Genomic DNA, 18,062 nt, shown 5'->3' with positions numbered 1-18,062 from the left:
GGCAGTTGGGCCGGGCGCGGCGCCTGTCGGCACCGCGCGGTCGCGCAAAGGATCAGAGGATTTTCTGACCGGTTTTAGCCCAGTCAGCAAGGAATGTTTCAAGGCCCTTGTCGGTCAGCGGGTGATCCGCCAACTTCTTGATCACGCCCGGAGGCGCGGTAATCACGTCGGCACCGATGCGGGCGCTGTCGGTCACGTGGTTCACCGTGCGGATCGAGGCAGCAAGGATTTCGGTCTCAAACCCGTAATTGTCATAGATCTGGCGGATATCCGCGATCAGGTCCATGCCATCAAGGTTGATATCGTCCAGACGTCCAATGAAGGGCGAGATGAAGGTTGCGCCTGCTTTGGCGGCCAGCAGCGCCTGATTGGCCGAAAAGCAGAGGGTCACGTTGACCATCTGGCCTTCGTCGCTGAGGGTTTTGCAGGTTTTCAGGCCGGCCCAGGTCAAGGGAACCTTGACGGCGATGTTGGGGGCAATCTTGGCCAGCTTGCGGCCTTCTGCGATCATGTCGTCGGCCTCGGTGGCGACAACTTCGGCGGATACCGGGCCGTCGACCAGATCACAGATCTCTTTGGTGACTTCCAGAATATCGCGGCCCGATTTCAGGATCAGCGAGGGGTTGGTGGTCACACCGTCCACCATGCCCAGATCGTTCAGTTCGGCGATGGCGTCAATCTCGGCTGTGTCTACGAAGAATTTCATGAGGGCAGTCCTTTGATGGGTTGGCCTTGGTCGCGGATGCCTTTACCCCAATAACACCGATGCTGAAACCCCCGACCCGAGGAGATGCGGTGAGCGCGCAGGAGTATTTCGACCATGGTGAGCTGGTGGCGGTTCTGACCACGCAGCCCTTGGACCGGACGCTGGATTACAAAGCGCCCGAGGGCGGGTGTTTTCTGGGAGCGTTTGTCGAAGTGCCTCTAGGCCCGCGCAAGGTTTTGGGTTTGGTCTGGGGACCGGGGCAGGGGGGCTTTGATCTGGCCAAGGCGCGATCGGTGATCCGGGTGCTTGAGGTTGCGCCGATGCGCGAAGAGATGCGGCTGTTTCTGGGCAAGGTGGCCGATTATACGCTGACGCCGATGCCCGCGATGTTGCGGCTGGCAACCCGCGCGCCGGGGCTAGGCGATCCGCCGTCGATGCGCAAGGTGTATCGGTTGGGAAGTGCAGAGCCCGACCGCATGACCGATGCGCGGTCCCGCGTGTTGGAGGTGCTGCGGGAATACGGTGGCTTGGCTTTTACCCTGAAGGAACTGGCCGAGCAGGCGGGGGTCACATCCTCGGTCGTCAAAGGGCTGGTCAAGCAAGGCGCTGTGCGCGAGGAGGACAGCCCGCGTGATCTGCCCTATCCGCGTTTGGACCCTGACCTGCCGGGCAAGCAACTGACCGGGGATCAGGCGGCGGCGGTGACGCGGTTGCAGGCCGGGCAGCGAACTGGGGATTATGGGACCACGTTGCTGAAAGGTGTGACCGGCTCAGGCAAGACCGAGGTCTATCTGGAAGCCGTGGCTGAGGCGTTGCGCTTGGGGCGACAAGCGCTGGTTCTGCTGCCCGAGATCGCTCTGACAGCCGAATTCCTGATGCGGGTTGAGGCGCGTTTTGGAGCGCGCCCGGCGGAATGGCATTCGGGCGCGACAATGACCGAGCGTCGCCGTGTTTGGCGGATGGTTGGGCAGGGGGAGGCGCAATTGGTCGTTGGCGCACGCTCGGCTTTGTTCCTGCCGTTCCGCGATCTGGGGCTGGTGGTGGTCGATGAGGAACACGATACGTCCTACAAACAAGAAGATGGCGTGCATTACAGCGCGCGGGACATGGCGGTGCTTCGTGCGTCGATCTGTGGCGCGCAGGTGATTCTGGCCAGCGCGACGCCCTCGCTGGAAAGCTGGGCCAATGCCGAGGCTGGGAAGTATGAGCGGGTGGATTTGACAGCGCGCTTTGGATCGGCGGTGCTGCCCGAGATGAAGCCCATCGATATGCGGGCCGAGCAGATGCAGCCGGGGACATGGATTTCGCCGTCGCTGCGGCAGGCGGTGCGGCAGAGGATCGAACGGAGCGAGCAGTCGTTGCTGTTCATCAACCGCCGTGGCTATGCCCCGGTGACGCTGTGCCGTGCGTGTGGCGAGCAGATTGCCTGTGACCATTGCGATGCGCGGATGGTCGAACACCGGTTCCTCAAACGTCTGATGTGCCACCAATGCGGTGAGACGAAGCCAATGCCTGATACGTGCCCCTCGTGTCAGGTTGAGGGCAAACTGGCCCCGGTCGGGCCGGGGATCGAACGTCTGGCGGAAGAGGCCGAGGCGACCTTCCCTGAGGCCAAGATCGCCATGCTCAGTTCCGACCTGTTCGGCTCGGCCCGCGCGCTGAAAGCGAAGATCGAGGAGATTGCGGAAGGCGACGCGGATATTGTCATCGGCACGCAGCTGGTGGCCAAGGGGCACAACTTTCCAAAGCTGACGCTGGTGGGGGTGATTGATGCGGACCTCTCATTACATGGGGCCGACCTGCGGGCGGCGGAGCGCACGTTCCAACTGATGCGGCAGGTGGCGGGACGTGCAGGGCGCGCGGATAAACCAGGGCAGGCGCTGTTGCAGACGTTCCAGCCCGAACACCCGGTGATCCGCGCCATTCTGTCGGGCGATGAGGAAGGGTTCTGGAAGGCCGAGGCCGCTGGGCGTCAGGCCGCAGGTGTCCCGCCCTATGGGCGCATGGCCGGCATTGTGCTGTCAGGCCCCGAGGTTGGGCCGGTCTTTGACATCGGAAACGCGATGGCGCGCAACGATGCGCCTTTGCGCGCAATAGGCGCGCAGGTCTTTGGCCCTGCACCAGCCCCCATTGCGCGCATCAGGGGGCGGCATCGCATTCGCTTGCTGGTCAAGGCGCCCAAGGGCGCGCCGATTCAGGATGCTATCGCCCGGTGGATCGCGCCGTTGCGTCTAAAGGGGGATATCCGCCTGACTGTCGACATCGACCCCCAGAGTTTTTACTGACTTCTGCATTCGTGCAGGTCGGTTGTGCATCTGCCCCCTCGCCAAACGCTCAAAATGGGCGTAGAGCGATCCTATGCTGAAACCCATGCCGCTATCCGAGGCGCAGAAACTTCCGTTCTGGCGCCGCCCGATAACCCTGTTGTTCATGATGTCACTGACCATGCCCATCGCGTTCAACGGGTGGAGCGCGCTGCTCAACAACTTCGTCATCGAAGTGGCCGATTTCGACGGCGCGGATATCGGACTGCTGCACACAGTCCGTGAAATCCCCGGCTTCCTGGCCGTGGGGGTGATTGCGGTGATCATTTTCGTCCGCGAGCAGGTTCTGGCAATGATCTCATTGATCATGTTGGGTGTTGCGACCGCGGTGACAGCGTGGTTCCCCAGCCTTGGCGGGTTGCTGTTCGTGACGCTGTTCAGCTCAATCGGGTTTCATTATTACGAAACGGTCAACCAGTCGCTGCAACTGCAATGGCTGCCAAAGGACCGCGCCCCGCAAATCCTGGGCTGGCTTGTGGCAATGGGGTCGGCGGCCACAGCCGTTGTTTATGGGCTGATCGTTCTGACGTGGGATCGGCTCGGGCTGTCCTACAACATGGTTTTCATGGTCACTGGGGGGGGAACCGCATTGTTGGCGGCGTTCTGTTTGTTCGCTTACCCGCAGTTCGATGCACCCACTCCGCAAACCAAGAAGTTGATCCTGCGCCGTCGTTATTGGCTGTATTATGCCCTGCAATTCATGGCGGGCGCCCGCCGTCAGATATTTGTTGTCTTTGCAGGCTTCATGATGGTTGAGAAGTTCGGGTTTGAAGTTCACGAACTCACCGGGCTTTATCTGATTAACCTGATGATCAACATGGCCGCCGCGCCGATGCTGGGCAAAGCGGTGTCGGTTTTCGGCGAACGCCGCACGCTTATTTTTGAGTATGCGGGCCTCGCCATCGTTTTCGCGGCATATGGCGGTATCTACTGGTTTGGGTGGGGCGTGGTGCTGGCCGCGATCCTCTATGTGATCGACCATGTTCTGTTCGCTCTGGCGCTTGCGTTGAAGACCTATTTCCAAAAGATCGCAGACCCGGCAGACATTGCGCCCACTGCTGCGGTGGCCTTTACGATCAACCATATCGCGGCGGTGTTTCTGCCCGCGCTTCTGGGACTGTTGTGGGTTGTCTCGCCCGGTGCCGTGTTCGGGCTGGCGGCTGCGATGGCCATGATCTCGCTTGCGTTGTCATTGTTGATCCCACGCCACCCGGAACCCGGAAACGAAACGATCCTGTCGAAATACGCTCCGGCCCCGGCGGAATAAGCCGGCGCTTGACCTTGGCGGCCTGTCGCCCTAGGCGCTGTGGCAACTGACACAGGAGGCCAAGATGCCCACATTCACCGCGCTGACCACTCTGACGGGAAAGAAAGCTGCCGAAGGTTTGGGCGAAGCCATGGAGCGTCTGGTGCCAGAACCCACCGGCGTCGGCGTGTTCGAGGTCGAAGACGGTTCGGGCCTGTGGGAAGTCGGCGGTTACTTCACCGAAACCCCGGATGAAACCGCACTGGCCGTGCTCGCCGCCGCGTTCGAAGCCAAGCCGTTCGTGGTGTCAGAATTACCTGAAACCGATTGGGTTGCCCACGTGCGCCGCGAATTGGCCCCCGTCGAGGCCGGACGTTTCTTTGTCTATGGAAGCCACGACGCAGACAAGCTGCCCGAAGGCCGCATCCCGCTGTTGATCGAGGCGGCAATGGCGTTTGGCACTGGTCATCACGGAACCACTCTGGGCTGTCTCAAGGCTTTGGACTACCTGCTGGACGATGGTTTTTCGGCAGACAAAGTGGCGGATATCGGATGTGGTACGGCAGTCTTGGCCATGGCCGCCGCGCGGGTTTGGGACGGGCAAATCATCGCAAGCGATATTGATCAGGTCGCCGTAGACGTCGCCGAGGCCAACCTGAAGGCAAATGGCATGGCCGGACAGGTTCAATGTGTCGAAGCGGCTGGTTTCGACCATCCCGATCTGAATTCCCTTGCGCCGTACGATTTGATTTTTGCGAATATTCTAAAAGGACCGTTGGTCGCCCTGTCGCCGGAAATCGCCGCGAATCTGCGCGTCGGCGGCTATGCAATCCTTTCGGGAATCCTCAACGAACAGGCGGATGACGTTGTTACTGTTTATCTCCAAAACGGATTTAATCTGGCCAATCGTTCGGAATTTGGTGAGTGGACGACGCTAATCTTAAGCAAACAGGGCTAAATTCGGGCCATTTACAGGAGTTTTCTAGATTTTCGCCACTTTTTTGGCGCAATCTCTTTCTACCTTGAAAAGATGCAACCTGGGGGCGGTTTTTGGAGGCTGCCATGACTGGAAAACAACTGGAATTTGATCAGCGCATTCATCGCCTGAGCAAAAAACATGCCAAGCTTAGCCGCGGCTATCGCGCGACCATGCGTAAAGATGGTCTTGTCGTGATGCGGCCTCAGCGCGTGCAGTCGGCCGTGCCTGCAAAGGTTCTGCTGCTTTGTCTCGTGGGCTTGTTTGCCTTCAAGACGTTCCTGCTGACCAGCTTGGGCGCGTCTGCTTATCAATATCGGGTCGATAGCTTGGCTGAAGGCACAGCGGTGGAAAAAGCTGGTGCCTGGGTGATGCAAGTTGATCCCATCTCGGAACGTCTCTCTGTTCAGTTGGGCAAGTTCCTGCACTGAGCATTTGTCCGCTTTGACGAGAAACGCCGCGCATTGAAAGATGCGCGGCGTTTTTCTTTGCCCCCGAGGGAGGAGGAAGGGGCGAGTGAGTGGCAGGGTTGTGCTAATCCCTACCGGCGACCCTCCGCGACGACGTCAATGTCGCCCCGGCAAAGACCAATGTCTTCGAGTTCGCGGTTCGTCAGACGATTCAGCACGTTACGAGTAACGCGGGCATCGTTCCATTCGACAACGGCGGTCACTGCCGATGCAAAAAATGCGCCGATACGGCCAGCAAGGCCGAACGAGCCAGTGGTGACGCGGGTGGTATCCAGTGCAGCCATATCCTGTTTCCTTCTGGTTAAATTTCATGTCTCGATCATTCGATCTGATCGGCATTTAGTTAGGGTGATCGGGTTCCGCAAGCGCAGAAATTGCATGTGTCCTATGCGTTTTTTGCAAGGCTATTGAATTATGAAAAATCCTTAATTTTAAGGCCATTAACCGGTAATTTCCGTGTCGAAAACAGACGCTTTGGCGTCGCAAACTGGCAGGTTTGTCGGCCCCGGAACACAAGTGTCGTTTTTAGACTTTCGGTCAATTCGCTTGGAAAATGTTCACGCTTCGTGCTAATCGAAGGGAAAGAGCATAAAAACCCGAGCAGGCCGAGGCAAAAAGATGCGGATATTGGGCATTGATCCGGGGCTCAGGACCCTGGGATGGGGCGTCATCGAATCGCGTGGCAGCCGCCTGAGCCACGTCGCCAATGGTTTGTGCAAGTCAGATGGCGATGATCTGGGCGAACGGCTGCTGTCTTTGCACAATCAGATTGTCGAGGTCATCGCGGAATACCGGCCCGAACAGGCGGCAATCGAACAGACCTTTGTGAACAAGGACGGTGCGGGCACGCTTAAGCTGGGTCAGGCGCGCGGGGTGGCTTTGCTGACCCTTGCGCAGGCTGGGCTTGCAGTGGGTGAATATGCGCCCAACAGGGTGAAGAAAACGGTGGTGGGCGTTGGCCACGCCGAGAAAGAGCAAGTTCTGCATATGGTCAAACTTCAACTGCCGGGGTGCGAACCCAAAGGCGCGGATGCGGCGGATGCACTGGCTATTGCGATCTGTCACTCATATTACGGCGCAGCGCCACAGGCGCGGATGAAAGAGGTTCGGGCATGATCGGTAAACTGACAGGGCGCTTGGACTACCGCGCGGCGGATCACGTTCTGATCGATGTGCGCGGGGTGGGGTATATCGTCTATTGCTCGGATCGAACAATGGCGGCGCTGCCCGGTGTGGGCGAGGCGGTGTCGATCTACACTGACATGGTCGTGCGCGAGGACCTGATGCAGCTTTACGGGTTTCTGTCGCTGGTCGAGAAGGAATGGCATCGCCTGCTGTGCTCGGTTCAGGGGGTCGGGGCCAAGGTGTCGTTGGCTATCCTGTCGGCGCTGGGGCCTGATGGCGTCAGCCGGGCCATTGCGCTGGGTGATTGGGGCGCAGTCAAATCCGCCAAAGGTGTCGGCCCGAAGACGGCGCAGCGCGTCGTTCTGGACCTTAAGGACAAAGCGCCCGGTGTGATGGCGATGGGCGGTACGGTGACGGAGGCGATGGACGGCCCTGATCTTGAGGTTGTTGAGGCGGTCGAACCTGCGCCCAAACGGGTTGTTAAACCTGCATCGGGTAACGCCGCGGCCTCTGCCGGTGCGTTGTCGGCTTTGTCAAACTTAGGGTACGGCCCGTCCGAAGCCGCGTCCGCTGTGGCCGAAGCTGCAGCCAGTCAGCCCGAAGCTGGCGAGGCGGAACTGATCCGTGCAGCGCTGAAACTGCTGGCTCCGAAAGGCTGAGTGAATGGTAGACGCCGATCCCACCCTGCGCCCTGATCCTCTGCCCGAGGATAACGACCGTGCCCTGCGTCCGCAGGGGTTGGATGAATTCATCGGTCAGGCCGAGGCGCGCGCGAACCTGCGTGTGTTCATTCAGTCGGCCCGGCAGCGGGGCGAGGCGATGGACCACACGCTGTTCCATGGCCCTCCGGGGTTGGGGAAGACGACGCTGGCGCAGATCATGGCACGCGAGTTGGGGGTGAATTTCCGCATGACCTCTGGCCCCGTGCTGGCCAAGGCGGGTGATTTGGCGGCCATCCTGACCAATCTGGAATCGCGCGATGTGCTGTTCATTGACGAGATTCACCGCCTGAACCCGGCAGTCGAAGAGGTTCTGTACCCCGCGATGGAGGATTTCGAACTGGATCTGGTAATCGGCGAAGGCCCAGCGGCGCGCACGGTTCGGATCGAGCTTCAACCCTTTACCCTGGTCGGTGCGACAACACGGATGGGCCTGCTGACCACACCGCTGCGTGACAGGTTTGGTATTCCGACGCGGTTGCAGTTCTACACAGTGGATGAATTGCACGAGATCGTCACCCGAAATGCTCGCAAACTGGGCGCCCCTGCTGATGACGACGGCGCGCGGGAAATCGCCCGAAGGTCACGAGGAACACCGCGTATTGCAGGTCGGTTGCTGCGGCGCGTTGTGGACTTTGCCATTGTCGAAGGTGACGGTCACATTACGCGTGATCTGGCCGACGGTGCCTTGACCCGGCTGGGGGTCGATAATCTTGGATTGGATGGTGCGGACCGGCGATACCTGACGCTGATTGCCGAGAATTACGCAGGTGGACCCGTTGGCATCGAAACCCTGTCCGCGGCGCTGTCGGAAAGCCGCGACTCGCTTGAGGAAGTCATCGAACCCTATCTGCTGCAACAGGGTTTGATCCAACGCACACCTCGTGGTCGAATGCTGGCGCAGAAGGCGTGGACTCATCTTGGGATGGCGGCGCCCAAGGGGCAAAGCGATCTGTTTGGTTGAAGCTGGGCGTCATAGCTTTTAAGGGTTCGAACGACCCTTTTGTGACCACCGAGGATTGCGCGTGACACCCGAAGATATCCAAGCGTTGTTCACCCGCGAAAGCGGCGAGTTCCTGTTTGCACGCTGGGGTCGCCCTATCGTACCCATTGTTTTCGGCGTGGAAGACGAAACGCTGGCGACCGTCAAAGGCGCGTTTGAAGCGGTCGTCACGCTTGCCGGTCACAACATGGCCGAAACCGACCCGGAGATGGGTGCAAACTGCATGGTCTTCTTCTTCCGTGATTGGAAGGAATTGCTCGAGGTTCCGGATCTGGACCGTTTGGTGCCCGATCTGGCCCCGTTGGTCGAGCGGCTGGTTGCGGCAGATGCCAATCAGTACCGTATCTTCAGGTTTGAAGAGGACGGGTCGATCAGGGCGGCGTTTGTGTTTCTCCGGATGGACAAGGAACTGTCCAAGGTTCCGGCAGAAACTTTGGCGCTAAGTCAGGTGGTGCAGACGATCTTGCTGTGGTCTGACGCCGCTTTTCGCAGTGCGTCGCCGCTGGCGATTGCGGGTGGCGCGACGATCCTGCGGCCGGATATTGCCGGGCTGATCCGTGCGGCCTACGATCCGGTCCTGCCGGGCGTCGCACAGGATCCATCTCACGCTCTGCGATTGTTTGCGAGGATGGAGCAGCCGCAATGAAACACGTGTATCCTGTTCAGGTTTTCTACGAAGACACCGATATGGGCGGTGTCGTTTATCACGCAAACTACCTGAAGTTCATCGAGCGTGCGCGATCCGATTATGTGCGTAAACTCGGCAACGACCAGAACGCCATGCGCGATGACGGTATTGTCTGGGTCGTCCGCAGGATCGAGGCGGACTATCTGGCGCCAGCCAAGTTTGAAGACGACCTGATCGTCGAAACCACGGTTGCTTCTGTGTCGGGCGTGCGCCTGACCATGGATCAGATCGTAAAACGGGATGAGACCGAGGTTTTTCGCGCCACGGTGACCGCCGTTTGCATGAATGCGCAGGGCAAGCCGGTGCGGCTTCCGGCAGAGATTCGCGCATTGTTGTAACAATTTGCGGGGTAGGGGTGGTTCTGTTGGCTTTTCATAACCAACTGCGTTAGCGTTTGGCAAAACAAGGCCAAAAGAACGGCCGTCAGGCAAAAACAAAGAGCAGGTTCATGGAAGCTGAAACGCTGGCGCTGGCGCAGGAGATCGACTTCTCCATGTGGGGGCTGTATGCCCGCGCGACCTTTGTCGTAAAACTGGTGATGCTGATGTTGATCGGGGCATCTATCTGGTCATGGGGCATCATTATCCAGAAAATCATCAACTATCGGGCGGCTCGGCGCGAGGCGCAGGTTTTTGATGAATCCTTCTGGTCAGGCAATCCGCTGGATGAGCTGTTCGAACAGATTGGCACGCAGCCGGACGGAAGCTCGGAAAAGATTTTCGCGGCTGGCATGATCGAATGGCGCAGGTCCCATCGCACCGATGGAGGGCTGATTGCCGGGGCAACTGCGCGTATCGACCGGTCGATGGATGTGGCGATCGCGAAAGAAGCTGAAACGCTGCAAAAGGGGCTACCGATCCTTGCGACGGTTGGCTCGACAGCGCCGTTTATCGGTTTGTTCGGCACCGTCTGGGGCATCATGAACGCCTTTATCGAGATTGCCGAGCAGCAGAACACCAACCTTGCCGTTGTTGCCCCCGGTATTGCCGAGGCGTTGCTGGCCACGGGTCTGGGTCTGTTGGCCGCGATCCCGGCGGTTATTTTCTATAACAAACTCAGCGCCGATAGTGACCGGATCGTCGGCGGGTACGAGGCGTTCGCTGACGAATTCGCGACCATCCTGTCGCGCCAATTGGATAGCTGACATGGGGGCTGCGGTTCAGCAATCCTCGGGGGGGAACGGGCGTCGGCGCGGGCGGCGTCGGGGCCGCGCCCAGCCGATGGCCGAGATCAACGTGACGCCCTTTGTCGACGTCATGCTGGTATTGCTGATCATCTTCATGGTGGCTGCCCCTTTGTTGACTGTTGGCGTTCCGGTTGATCTGCCCAAAACTGCGGCCAGCGCTTTGCCCGGTGACAACGAAGAACCGCTAACAGTGACGCTGACGGCTGACGGGCGGGTACAAATCCAGACCACGGATGTCTTGCGCGAAGAGTTGATTGGTAAACTGCGCGCGATCGCGGCAGAACGGAGCAGTGACCGCGTGTTCTTGCGCGCAGATGGTGCAATCCCTTACGCGCAAGTGATGCAGGTCATGGGCGCGCTGAATGCGGGCGGTTTTTCCAATGTCGGGCTGGTGACGGATACCGGCGGCCCGACACTGGACGAAGGTGGAGAGTGAGGCCGCGCGGTGGATACCGGCACCAAGATCTCGGCGATCGCCCACGTATCTCTGATCGGATGGGCCTTGTTCGGCGGCACCTTTCGGTCCGAGCCTTTGCCTATGGCCGTTCAGGATGTTTCCGTGATCTCGGCTGAGCAGTTCGCGGCGATGACCGCCCAACGCGAAGCGCCCGAGGTGCCGACACCCTCGTCCTTACAGCAGCCTGAAGAACCGCAAGATAACACGGCCCCCCCGGAACCTGTGGAAGAGGAACAGCCAACTTCGGAAGTTTCGGAGGCGGTTGAACCTGAACCCGACGCCGCGCCAGAGGCGGTCGAGCCGTTGCCTGAGCCTGTTGAAGTGGAACAGCCCCCTGCGCTGGACCCTCCGCCTGACACTGAAATTGCGGCATTGCCGGTCCCGCCCGGCCCCGAGGCGCAGCCGCGCTCCGCGGACAAGGTCGCGCCCGAGCCGGTTGCCCCACCGCCGCCCGAAGCAGCTCCGGATGATATCGAAACACCGGCTGTGTCACTGGACGAAGGCGCAGAAATCCAGCAAGAGCAGCAAGATCAAACCGCCCCGGAGGAAGCCACGGATGAGATCGTGACCGAGGCTGAAGAGGCCAAGGAATACGCGCCCCGGTCGTCCCCGCGCCCTCAGGTCCGTCCAAGAAGGCCAACACCGCCAGCACAGACCGAAGTCGCTGAAACCGAAGAGCCAGAGCCACCGGCAGCCGACGAAAGCGCCATTCAGGACGCTCTGGCCGAGGCATTGGGTCAAGGCAACGAACCCTCTGGCCCCCCATTGACCAGTGGCGAGAAGGACGCGATGCGATTGGCCGTTTCGCGGTGCTGGAATGTTGGCTCTTTGTCAACGGATGCGCTGCAGACTGTTGTTGTCGTGGCGTTTTCACTGACGCCGGATGGTAAGGTGGTGGGCGGCAGTTTACGCCTGATCGACAGTTCCGGCGGGTCTGCCGGGTCTGCGAGCCAGGCATATGAGGCCGCCAGACGCGCAATTCTGCGCTGTGGGGCAAAAGGATACGACCTGCCTGCTGACAAATACGCGCAATGGCAGGATATTGAGATTACATTCAATCCCGAGAGGATGCGGATCAAATGATGAGATTTCTGACCAGCTTGTTGCTGGGCCTGACGATACTGACGGCGCCTGCATATGCCCAGAACGGACCGCTGCGTCTGGAACTGGATCAGGGGATCATCGAGCCCTTGCCCTTTGCCGTGCCCAGTTTTGTCCCCGACAACGCGGCTGCGGCCCAATTCGCGCAGGACATCTCGCGGGTGGTTGCTGCTGATTTGACGGGAACCGGTCTGTTCCGTGAGATTTCATCGGATGCGTTCATCAGCCGGGTCAGCAGTTTTGATGCCCCGGTTCAGTTTGCCGACTGGAAGGCCATCAACGCCGAGGCGCTGGTAACCGGCGCTGTGAATGTGTCGGGCAATCGCCTGACAGTTCGGTTTCGGGTGTGGGATGTATTTTCGGGTCAGGAACTGGGTAATGGCCTACAGTTTGCAGGCACCACCGACGGCTGGCGGCGAATGGCGCACAAGGTGGCGGATCAGGTTTACAGCAGGGTGACTGGTGAGGGCGCCTATTTTGATAGCCGTGTCGCCTTTGTGTCCGAGAGCGGACCCAAGGACCAGCGACTGAAACGGCTGGCGATCATGGACTATGATGGCGCGAATGTGCAGTACTTGACCGACAGCGCCGCCATCGTTCTGGCCCCGCGCTTTTCGCCCACGGGCGACCGGCTGCTTTATACCAGCTATGAAACTGGCCAGCCACGCATCTATGTGCTGGACGTGGACCGCGTTCGCAGGACCGAGCTGAATACACCGGGCGGCACCATGAGCTTTTCGCCCCGTTTCTCGCCCGATGGACGCTCGATCGTGTATTCGCTGATTCAGGGTGGCAACACGGACCTGTGGAAGATGGATCTGGCGTCAGGGCAAAGTGTCCGACTGACGAACACACCTGCCATCGAAACCGCTCCCAGCTATTCGCCCGATGGGTCACAGATCGTGTTCGAAAGCGACCGCTCGGGTACGCCGCAGCTTTATATCATGCCCGCCAATGGTGGCGAAGCGACGCGGATCAGCTTTGGTCAGGGGCGCTATGGCACACCTGTCTGGTCGCCGCGTGGGGATCTGGTTGCCTTCACTAAGCAGAACAAGGGCCGTTTTCATATCGGTGTTATGCGCACTGACGGCAGCGAAGAACGCCTGCTGACCTCGTCCTTCCTTGACGAGGGGCCGACATGGTCGCCCAACGGTCGGGTCATCATGTTTACCCGCGAAACACAGGGTGCAAGTGGTCGCGCGACGCTGTACTCGGTGGATATTTCGGGACGGAATCTGCGCCCGGTACGGACCCCAGATGGCGGAAGTGACCCGTCATGGGGGCCATTGCAGAATTGATCAGGGCAGGGGGTTGGAAAAGTTCACAAAAAACCTGCACTGTGATACAGAGACGGCAATAAACAGATAATATGACGAGGCACCTGAAATGAACGTATTGAGCAAAGTTTTGGCTTTGGGCGCGCTGAGTGTGATGGCCGCCTGTACCAGCAACGATCCTTCCGCACTGGGCGGTGGATTTGGCAGCGGCGCGAACGGGGCCATCGCGTCCGGCTCGCCAAGCGATCCGCGATCCCCGGCGTATTTCCAGCAAACCGTGGGCGACCGCGTGCTGTTCTCGGTTGACCAGTCTACGCTGACACCGCAGGCACAAACAGTCCTGCAAGGGCAGGCGGACTGGCTTTTGGCAAATCCCGATTTTGTCGCAACCATCGAAGGACATGCGGACGAACAGGGCACGCGTGAATACAACCTTGCCCTTGGAGCGCGCCGCGCAAACGCGGCCCGCGAGTATCTGATTTCGCGGGGTGTTGCGGGTAATCGCCTAACGACGGTGAGCTTCGGCAAGGAACGCCCGATCGAGATTTGCAGCACCGAGGATTGCTATTCCAAGAACCGCCGCGCGGTGACGGTGCTGACCGGTTCAACCTTGGGGTAAGACGATGAGAATTGCAGGATGGGTTCTGGCCGCGGTGGTAGCGACCGCCGGAGTGGCACAAGCGCAGGATCAGCAGACTTTGGCCGATATCCGGCAAGAGCTAACGGTGCTGCACGTGGAAATTCAGCGCCTCAAGCGCGAGTTTTCCACAACGGGCTCCCCCGCGCCAAACCTGTCTGGCAGTTCAATTCTGGAACGCGTCGACGCGATCGAGGCTGAATTGCAACGCCTGACGCGGCAGACCGAGCAATTGAATCAACGGGTCCAGAATGTTGTCACCGACGGTACCAACCGGATTGGTGATCTTGAGTTTCGTCTGGTTGAACTTGAAGGCGGCGATCTGAGTACGCTGGGCGAAACATCGACCCTTGGCGGGGACACCGAGATCACCGCAGCGGCTCCGACCGTGACAACAGAGACACCGCTGATCGCCGAACAAGGCGAACTTGCCATTGGTGAACGCGCTGATTTTGACGCCGCTGCACAATCTCTGGCCGACGGTAATTTTCAGGCGGCGGCCGATCAGTTTGCGCTGTTTGAAACGTCCTACCCCGGAAGCCCCCTCGCACCAGAGGCCCACCTGAAGCGTGGACATGCGTTGCAGGGGCTGGGTGACACCCGCGAGGCTGCGCGCGCGTTTCTGGCCAGCTTTACGGGCGATTCCGAAGGCACGTTTGCGCCCGAAGCCCTGTTCGAACTGGGGGCGGCCCTGGGGCGGTTGGAGCAGATTGATCAGGCCTGCATAACTCTTAGCGAGGTTGGCGTGCGTTTTCCGGGTTCGGCTGCGGCCTCGGCTGCGACGCAGGAAATGGCTTCGCTGGGCTGTTCTTGACCGAAATTTCAGACATTTTGCTATCTGAGATCAGGGCGCGGCTGGGAGCAGATTTTCCAGCCCGTTTGGGCATTGCGGTGTCGGGCGGTGGCGACTCGGTCGCGTTGCTGCATCTATTGAAGGATATCGCCGGGCAAAAGCAGGTGGCGTTGTTTGTTGCGACGGTTGACCATGGACTTCGCCCCGGGTCGGCAACAGAGGCGGACTGGGTGGCACAGCAGGCAAAATCGCTTGGCGTGCCGCACGAAACTCTGATCTGGAACAACTGGGATGGCCGGGGAAACCTTCAGGACCGCGCGCGACAGGAGCGTTACGGGTTGCTGGCGGACTGGGCCCGCAGAAACGACTTGGGCGCGATTGCGCTGGGCCATACTGCAGATGATCAAGCCGAAACCATTCTGATGCGTCTGGGGCGGGCCGCGGGTGTGACGGGCTTGTCTGGAATGGCTGATTCAATCAAGCGGAACGGCGCGACTTTCCTGCGTCCGATGCTTGGCGTTACGCGCCTTCAGTTGCGCGACTATCTGACGGAAATCGGTGTGGACTGGATAGAAGACCCATCGAATCACGACATGAGATTCGACCGGATCAAGGCGCGGGACGCGCTGAAATCGCTTGGGGGCTTGGGAATTTCGGCCCAGTCTCTGACACGTGTTGCGCAAAATCTGGCGCGGGCGGATGAAGCTTTGGCGCTATATACGCAAGACTCGGCACGGCAGGTTCTTGTTGCGGATACGGGGGCCGTGTGCTGCGACCAAGCCGGATTCGCGGCTTTGCCTGCTGAGGTTCAGCGCCGGTTGGTGCTGGGCAGTTTGGCGTGGATTGCCGGACCCGGCTATCCCCCACGACACACAGCCACCGAACAAGCAATCGAGGCGATTGAGCTTGCAAAACCGGGCACGATTGGGGGCTGCATTCTGATCCCAAAGGGCAATAAAACGTGGATTTGCAGAGAGCTAAACGCCGTGAAGGAAATGCGCTGCGAAATTGGACAAGACTGGGATGACCGTTGGGTTTTGACCGGCCCTTCTGCGCCCAATGCAACGATTGCGCCATTGGGCGACGCAGGCCTACGTTCAGTGTCAGAGTGGAGAGCTCTTGGAAAACCCCGCGAGGTGCTGGTATCATCACCCGCAGCATGGGACGGCGAAACCCTTTTGTCCGCGCCTTTGGCAGGTTTTACGAACGGTTGGCAGGCAGAATTGACGGCGGAAAGGTCCGACTTTCATTCTTCGTTTTTATCGCATTGAACCTGCTTGAATCATCTCTATTTTATAGAGCAACCCGGCAGACCCCCACCTGCCGAAATCTTTTGGGAGATTTTCCTTGGGCAACGCTCGTAACATCGCCTTCTGGGTCGTTCTGTTTCTGCTGATCCTTGCACTGTTCAATTTGTTCAGCGGACCAGGCGGAACGCTTCAGAGCAATGAAAGAACTTATTCCGATTTCGTGACCGCTGTTGAAGGCGGCGAGGTCAAGAATGTGACGCTGGATGGTGAACAGATTCGCTATACCACGCAAAGCGGCGCAAATTATGTCACGATCAAACCGGGTGACGCCGAAGTCACTAAGCTGTTGATCGACGAAAATATTCCGGTGCGCGCTGAAAAGCAGCAGCAGTCCGGGTTCCAGTCCTTCCTGATCACGCTTCTTCCATTCCTGCTTCTGATCGGTGTCTGGGTCTATTTCATGAACCGGATGCAAGGCGGCGGCAAAGGCGGTGCGATGGGCTTTGGCAAGTCCAAGGCCAAGATGCTGACCGAAAAGCATGGGCGTGTGACCTTTGACGACGTGGCCGGCATTGACGAGGCCAAGGAAGAGCTGGAAGAGATCGTCGAATTCCTGCGCAACCCGCAGAAATTCAGCCGTCTGGGCGGTAAAATCCCCAAAGGCGCGCTTCTGGTTGGTCCTCCGGGCACTGGTAAGACGCTGTTGGCCCGCGCTATTGCGGGTGAGGCGGGCGTGCCCTTTTTCACCATCTCAGGCTCAGACTTCGTCGAGATGTTTGTGGGTGTGGGTGCGTCTCGTGTACGCGACATGTTCGAACAGGCCAAGAAAAACGCGCCGTGTATCGTGTTCATTGACGAGATCGACGCCGTGGGTCGCCATCGTGGTGCCGGCTATGGCGGCGGCAACGACGAACGCGAACAAACGCTCAACCAGTTGCTGGTCGAAATGGACGGGTTCGAAGCCAACGAAGGCGTGATCATTCTGGCCGCGACCAACCGTAAGGACGTTCTGGACCCTGCGTTGCTGCGTCCGGGCCGGTTTGACCGTAACGTGACGGTCGGCAACCCCGACATCAAAGGCCGTGAGAAGATCTTGGGTGTGCATGCGCGCAAGACGCCTCTGGGCCCTGACGTTGACCTGCGCATCATCGCGCGCGGTACTCCGGGCTTCTCGGGTGCGGACTTGGCGAACCTCGTGAACGAGGCCGCGCTGATGGCGGCGCGTGTAGGCCGTCGCTTTGTCACCATGGAAGACTTTGAGAACGCCAAGGACAAGGTGATGATGGGGGCCGAGCGCCGTAGCATGGTGCTGACTCAGGATCAGAAGGAAAAGACAGCCTATCACGAGGCCGGCCATGCAGTGGTTGGTCTGGAGCTGCCGCTGTGCGACCCGGTCTATAAGGCAACGATTATTCCGCGCGGCGGTGCGCTGGGTATGGTTGTGTCTTTGCCTGAAATGGACCGCCTGAACTATCACCGGGACGAATGTGAGCAAAAGCTGGCCATGACCATGGCGGGTAAGGCTGCCGAAGTCATCAAATACGGTGAAGACCATGTGTCGAACGGCCCCGCCGGTGACATCATGCAAGCCAGCCAGCTTGCGCGCGCCATGGTTATGCGCTGGGGCATGTCGGACAAGGTTGGCAATATCGACTATGCTGAAGCGCATGAGGGCTATCAGGGCAACACCGCTGGTTTCTCGGTCTCGGCCCATACAAAAGAGCTGATCGAAGAAGAGGTGAAACGCTTGATCCAGCAAGGATATGAGCGTGCGCACAAGATCCTCACCGATAAGAACGAGGCGTGGGAACGTCTGGCGCAAGGTCTGCTGGAATATGAGACACTGACCGGCGACGAGATCAAGCGCGTTATGAACGGTGAATCGCCCAGCGAAGGTGACGACGAAGGCGGCAGCCCGGATGAGGGCGGTGCGCCAAGCGTCACGGCGATCCCGAAAACCAAGGTCAAGAAATCTCCTCCCGATGGTGGCATGGAGCCGGAACCGACCACTTAACGCTAGAACCCGAGCCAAGGCTCGGGTTTTTCTTTTCTTTCCGGCAAACCTGCCGTCTAGTTGCCCGAAGATTGTGGCTGTTATAGGGGG

Annotated in this window: 19 protein-coding genes; 17 read left to right on the top strand and 2 right to left on the bottom strand. The window is 59.4% G+C overall.

Annotated features, from left to right (window positions below; all coding sequences use genetic code 11):
- Window positions 1-52: 52 nt before the first annotated feature.
- Window positions 53-706: a fructose-6-phosphate aldolase gene (gene fsa, locus GOV87_RS04550; protein ID WP_170332816.1), complete on the bottom strand. Its 654-nt coding sequence runs from the start codon at window positions 704-706 to the stop codon at window positions 53-55.
- Between the two features lie 59 nt (window positions 707-765).
- Here fsa and GOV87_RS04545 point away from each other — a divergent pair, with 59 nt between their 5' ends.
- The 4 genes from GOV87_RS04545 to GOV87_RS04530 all read left to right on the top strand — a co-directional run bounded on the left by GOV87_RS04545 (window position 766) and on the right by GOV87_RS04530 (window position 5,683).
- The gene (locus tag GOV87_RS04545; RefSeq protein WP_171211062.1) at window positions 766-2,991 is read left to right on the top strand and encodes a primosomal protein N'; all 2,226 of its coding nucleotides are present in this window, start codon (window positions 766-768) and stop codon (window positions 2,989-2,991) included.
- Between the two features lie 73 nt (window positions 2,992-3,064).
- Window positions 3,065-4,297, top strand: a complete 1,233-nt coding sequence (locus GOV87_RS04540; RefSeq protein ID WP_171210970.1) for an MFS transporter — start codon at window positions 3,065-3,067, stop codon at window positions 4,295-4,297.
- A 64-nt stretch (window positions 4,298-4,361) separates the two neighbouring features.
- Entirely contained in the window at window positions 4,362-5,234 is an 873-nt protein-coding gene (locus GOV87_RS04535) for a 50S ribosomal protein L11 methyltransferase (protein WP_171125725.1), read from the top strand.
- 92 nt (window positions 5,235-5,326) lie between these two features.
- On the top strand, window positions 5,327-5,683 hold the full coding sequence (locus GOV87_RS04530) for a hypothetical protein (RefSeq protein ID WP_254447307.1): 357 nt from the start codon (window positions 5,327-5,329) through the stop codon (window positions 5,681-5,683).
- A gap of 110 nt (window positions 5,684-5,793) precedes the next feature.
- Here the strand turns inward: GOV87_RS04530 and GOV87_RS04525 are convergent, their stop codons facing one another.
- Complete coding sequence (locus GOV87_RS04525) at window positions 5,794-6,006, bottom strand: DUF1127 domain-containing protein (protein WP_171210968.1); 213 nt, start codon at window positions 6,004-6,006, stop codon at window positions 5,794-5,796.
- Window positions 6,007-6,340: 334 nt separating this feature from the next.
- On the opposite strand from GOV87_RS04525, the gene ruvC reads away from it, so the two are divergent.
- The 13 genes from ruvC (at window position 6,341) to ftsH (ending at window position 17,972) form a co-directional block, all read left to right on the top strand.
- On the top strand, window positions 6,341-6,838 hold the full coding sequence (gene ruvC, locus GOV87_RS04520) for a crossover junction endodeoxyribonuclease RuvC (protein ID WP_171121828.1): 498 nt from the start codon (window positions 6,341-6,343) through the stop codon (window positions 6,836-6,838).
- Window positions 6,835-7,506, top strand: coding sequence for a Holliday junction branch migration protein RuvA (gene ruvA, locus GOV87_RS04515; protein WP_171210967.1), 672 nt, complete (start codon window positions 6,835-6,837; stop codon window positions 7,504-7,506). Before ruvC ends, ruvA begins: the two co-directional genes overlap by 4 nt.
- A 4-nt stretch (window positions 7,507-7,510) precedes the next feature.
- The gene (ruvB, locus tag GOV87_RS04510) at window positions 7,511-8,530 is read left to right on the top strand and encodes a Holliday junction branch migration DNA helicase RuvB (RefSeq protein ID WP_170386244.1); all 1,020 of its coding nucleotides are present in this window, start codon (window positions 7,511-7,513) and stop codon (window positions 8,528-8,530) included.
- Between the two features lie 61 nt (window positions 8,531-8,591).
- A complete protein-coding gene (locus GOV87_RS04505) occupies window positions 8,592-9,215 on the top strand; it encodes a hypothetical protein (RefSeq protein WP_171210966.1) in 624 nt (207 codons plus the stop codon).
- Entirely contained in the window at window positions 9,212-9,595 is a 384-nt protein-coding gene (gene ybgC / locus GOV87_RS04500) for a tol-pal system-associated acyl-CoA thioesterase (RefSeq protein ID WP_171210965.1), read from the top strand. Before GOV87_RS04505 ends, ybgC begins: the two co-directional genes overlap by 4 nt.
- Before the next feature lie 110 nt (window positions 9,596-9,705).
- Entirely contained in the window at window positions 9,706-10,401 is a 696-nt protein-coding gene (tolQ, locus tag GOV87_RS04495; RefSeq protein WP_171121833.1) for a protein TolQ, read from the top strand.
- A 1-nt stretch (window position 10,402) separates the two neighbouring features.
- On the top strand, window positions 10,403-10,879 hold the full coding sequence (gene tolR, locus GOV87_RS04490; protein WP_152457226.1) for a protein TolR: 477 nt from the start codon (window positions 10,403-10,405) through the stop codon (window positions 10,877-10,879).
- A gap of 9 nt (window positions 10,880-10,888) precedes the next feature.
- Window positions 10,889-11,983, top strand: coding sequence for an energy transducer TonB (locus tag GOV87_RS04485; RefSeq protein ID WP_171210963.1), 1,095 nt, complete (start codon window positions 10,889-10,891; stop codon window positions 11,981-11,983).
- On the top strand, window positions 11,980-13,299 hold the full coding sequence (gene tolB / locus GOV87_RS04480; RefSeq protein ID WP_171121835.1) for a Tol-Pal system beta propeller repeat protein TolB: 1,320 nt from the start codon (window positions 11,980-11,982) through the stop codon (window positions 13,297-13,299). Before GOV87_RS04485 ends, tolB begins: the two co-directional genes overlap by 4 nt.
- Window positions 13,300-13,387: 88 nt before the next feature.
- Window positions 13,388-13,897 carry a peptidoglycan-associated lipoprotein Pal gene (gene pal / locus GOV87_RS04475; protein ID WP_171210962.1) on the top strand — a complete coding sequence of 170 codons (510 nt, stop codon included), beginning with the start codon at window positions 13,388-13,390 and terminating at the stop codon, window positions 13,895-13,897.
- A 4-nt stretch (window positions 13,898-13,901) separates the two neighbouring features.
- The gene (gene ybgF, locus GOV87_RS04470) at window positions 13,902-14,729 is read left to right on the top strand and encodes a tol-pal system protein YbgF (protein ID WP_171121837.1); all 828 of its coding nucleotides are present in this window, start codon (window positions 13,902-13,904) and stop codon (window positions 14,727-14,729) included.
- A complete protein-coding gene (gene tilS, locus GOV87_RS04465; protein WP_171210961.1) occupies window positions 14,726-15,979 on the top strand; it encodes a tRNA lysidine(34) synthetase TilS in 1,254 nt (417 codons plus the stop codon). The genes ybgF and tilS overlap by 4 nt, the downstream gene beginning before the upstream one ends.
- Before the next feature lie 76 nt (window positions 15,980-16,055).
- Complete coding sequence (ftsH, locus tag GOV87_RS04460; protein WP_171121839.1) at window positions 16,056-17,972, top strand: ATP-dependent zinc metalloprotease FtsH; 1,917 nt, start codon at window positions 16,056-16,058, stop codon at window positions 17,970-17,972.
- Window positions 17,973-18,062: the final 90 nt, after the last annotated feature.

This window comes from Ruegeria sp. HKCCA5426 (assembly GCF_013034585.1).
Taxonomy (GTDB): domain Bacteria; phylum Pseudomonadota; class Alphaproteobacteria; order Rhodobacterales; family Rhodobacteraceae; genus Ruegeria.
This window is presented reverse-complemented; position numbering and strand designations above follow the sequence as displayed.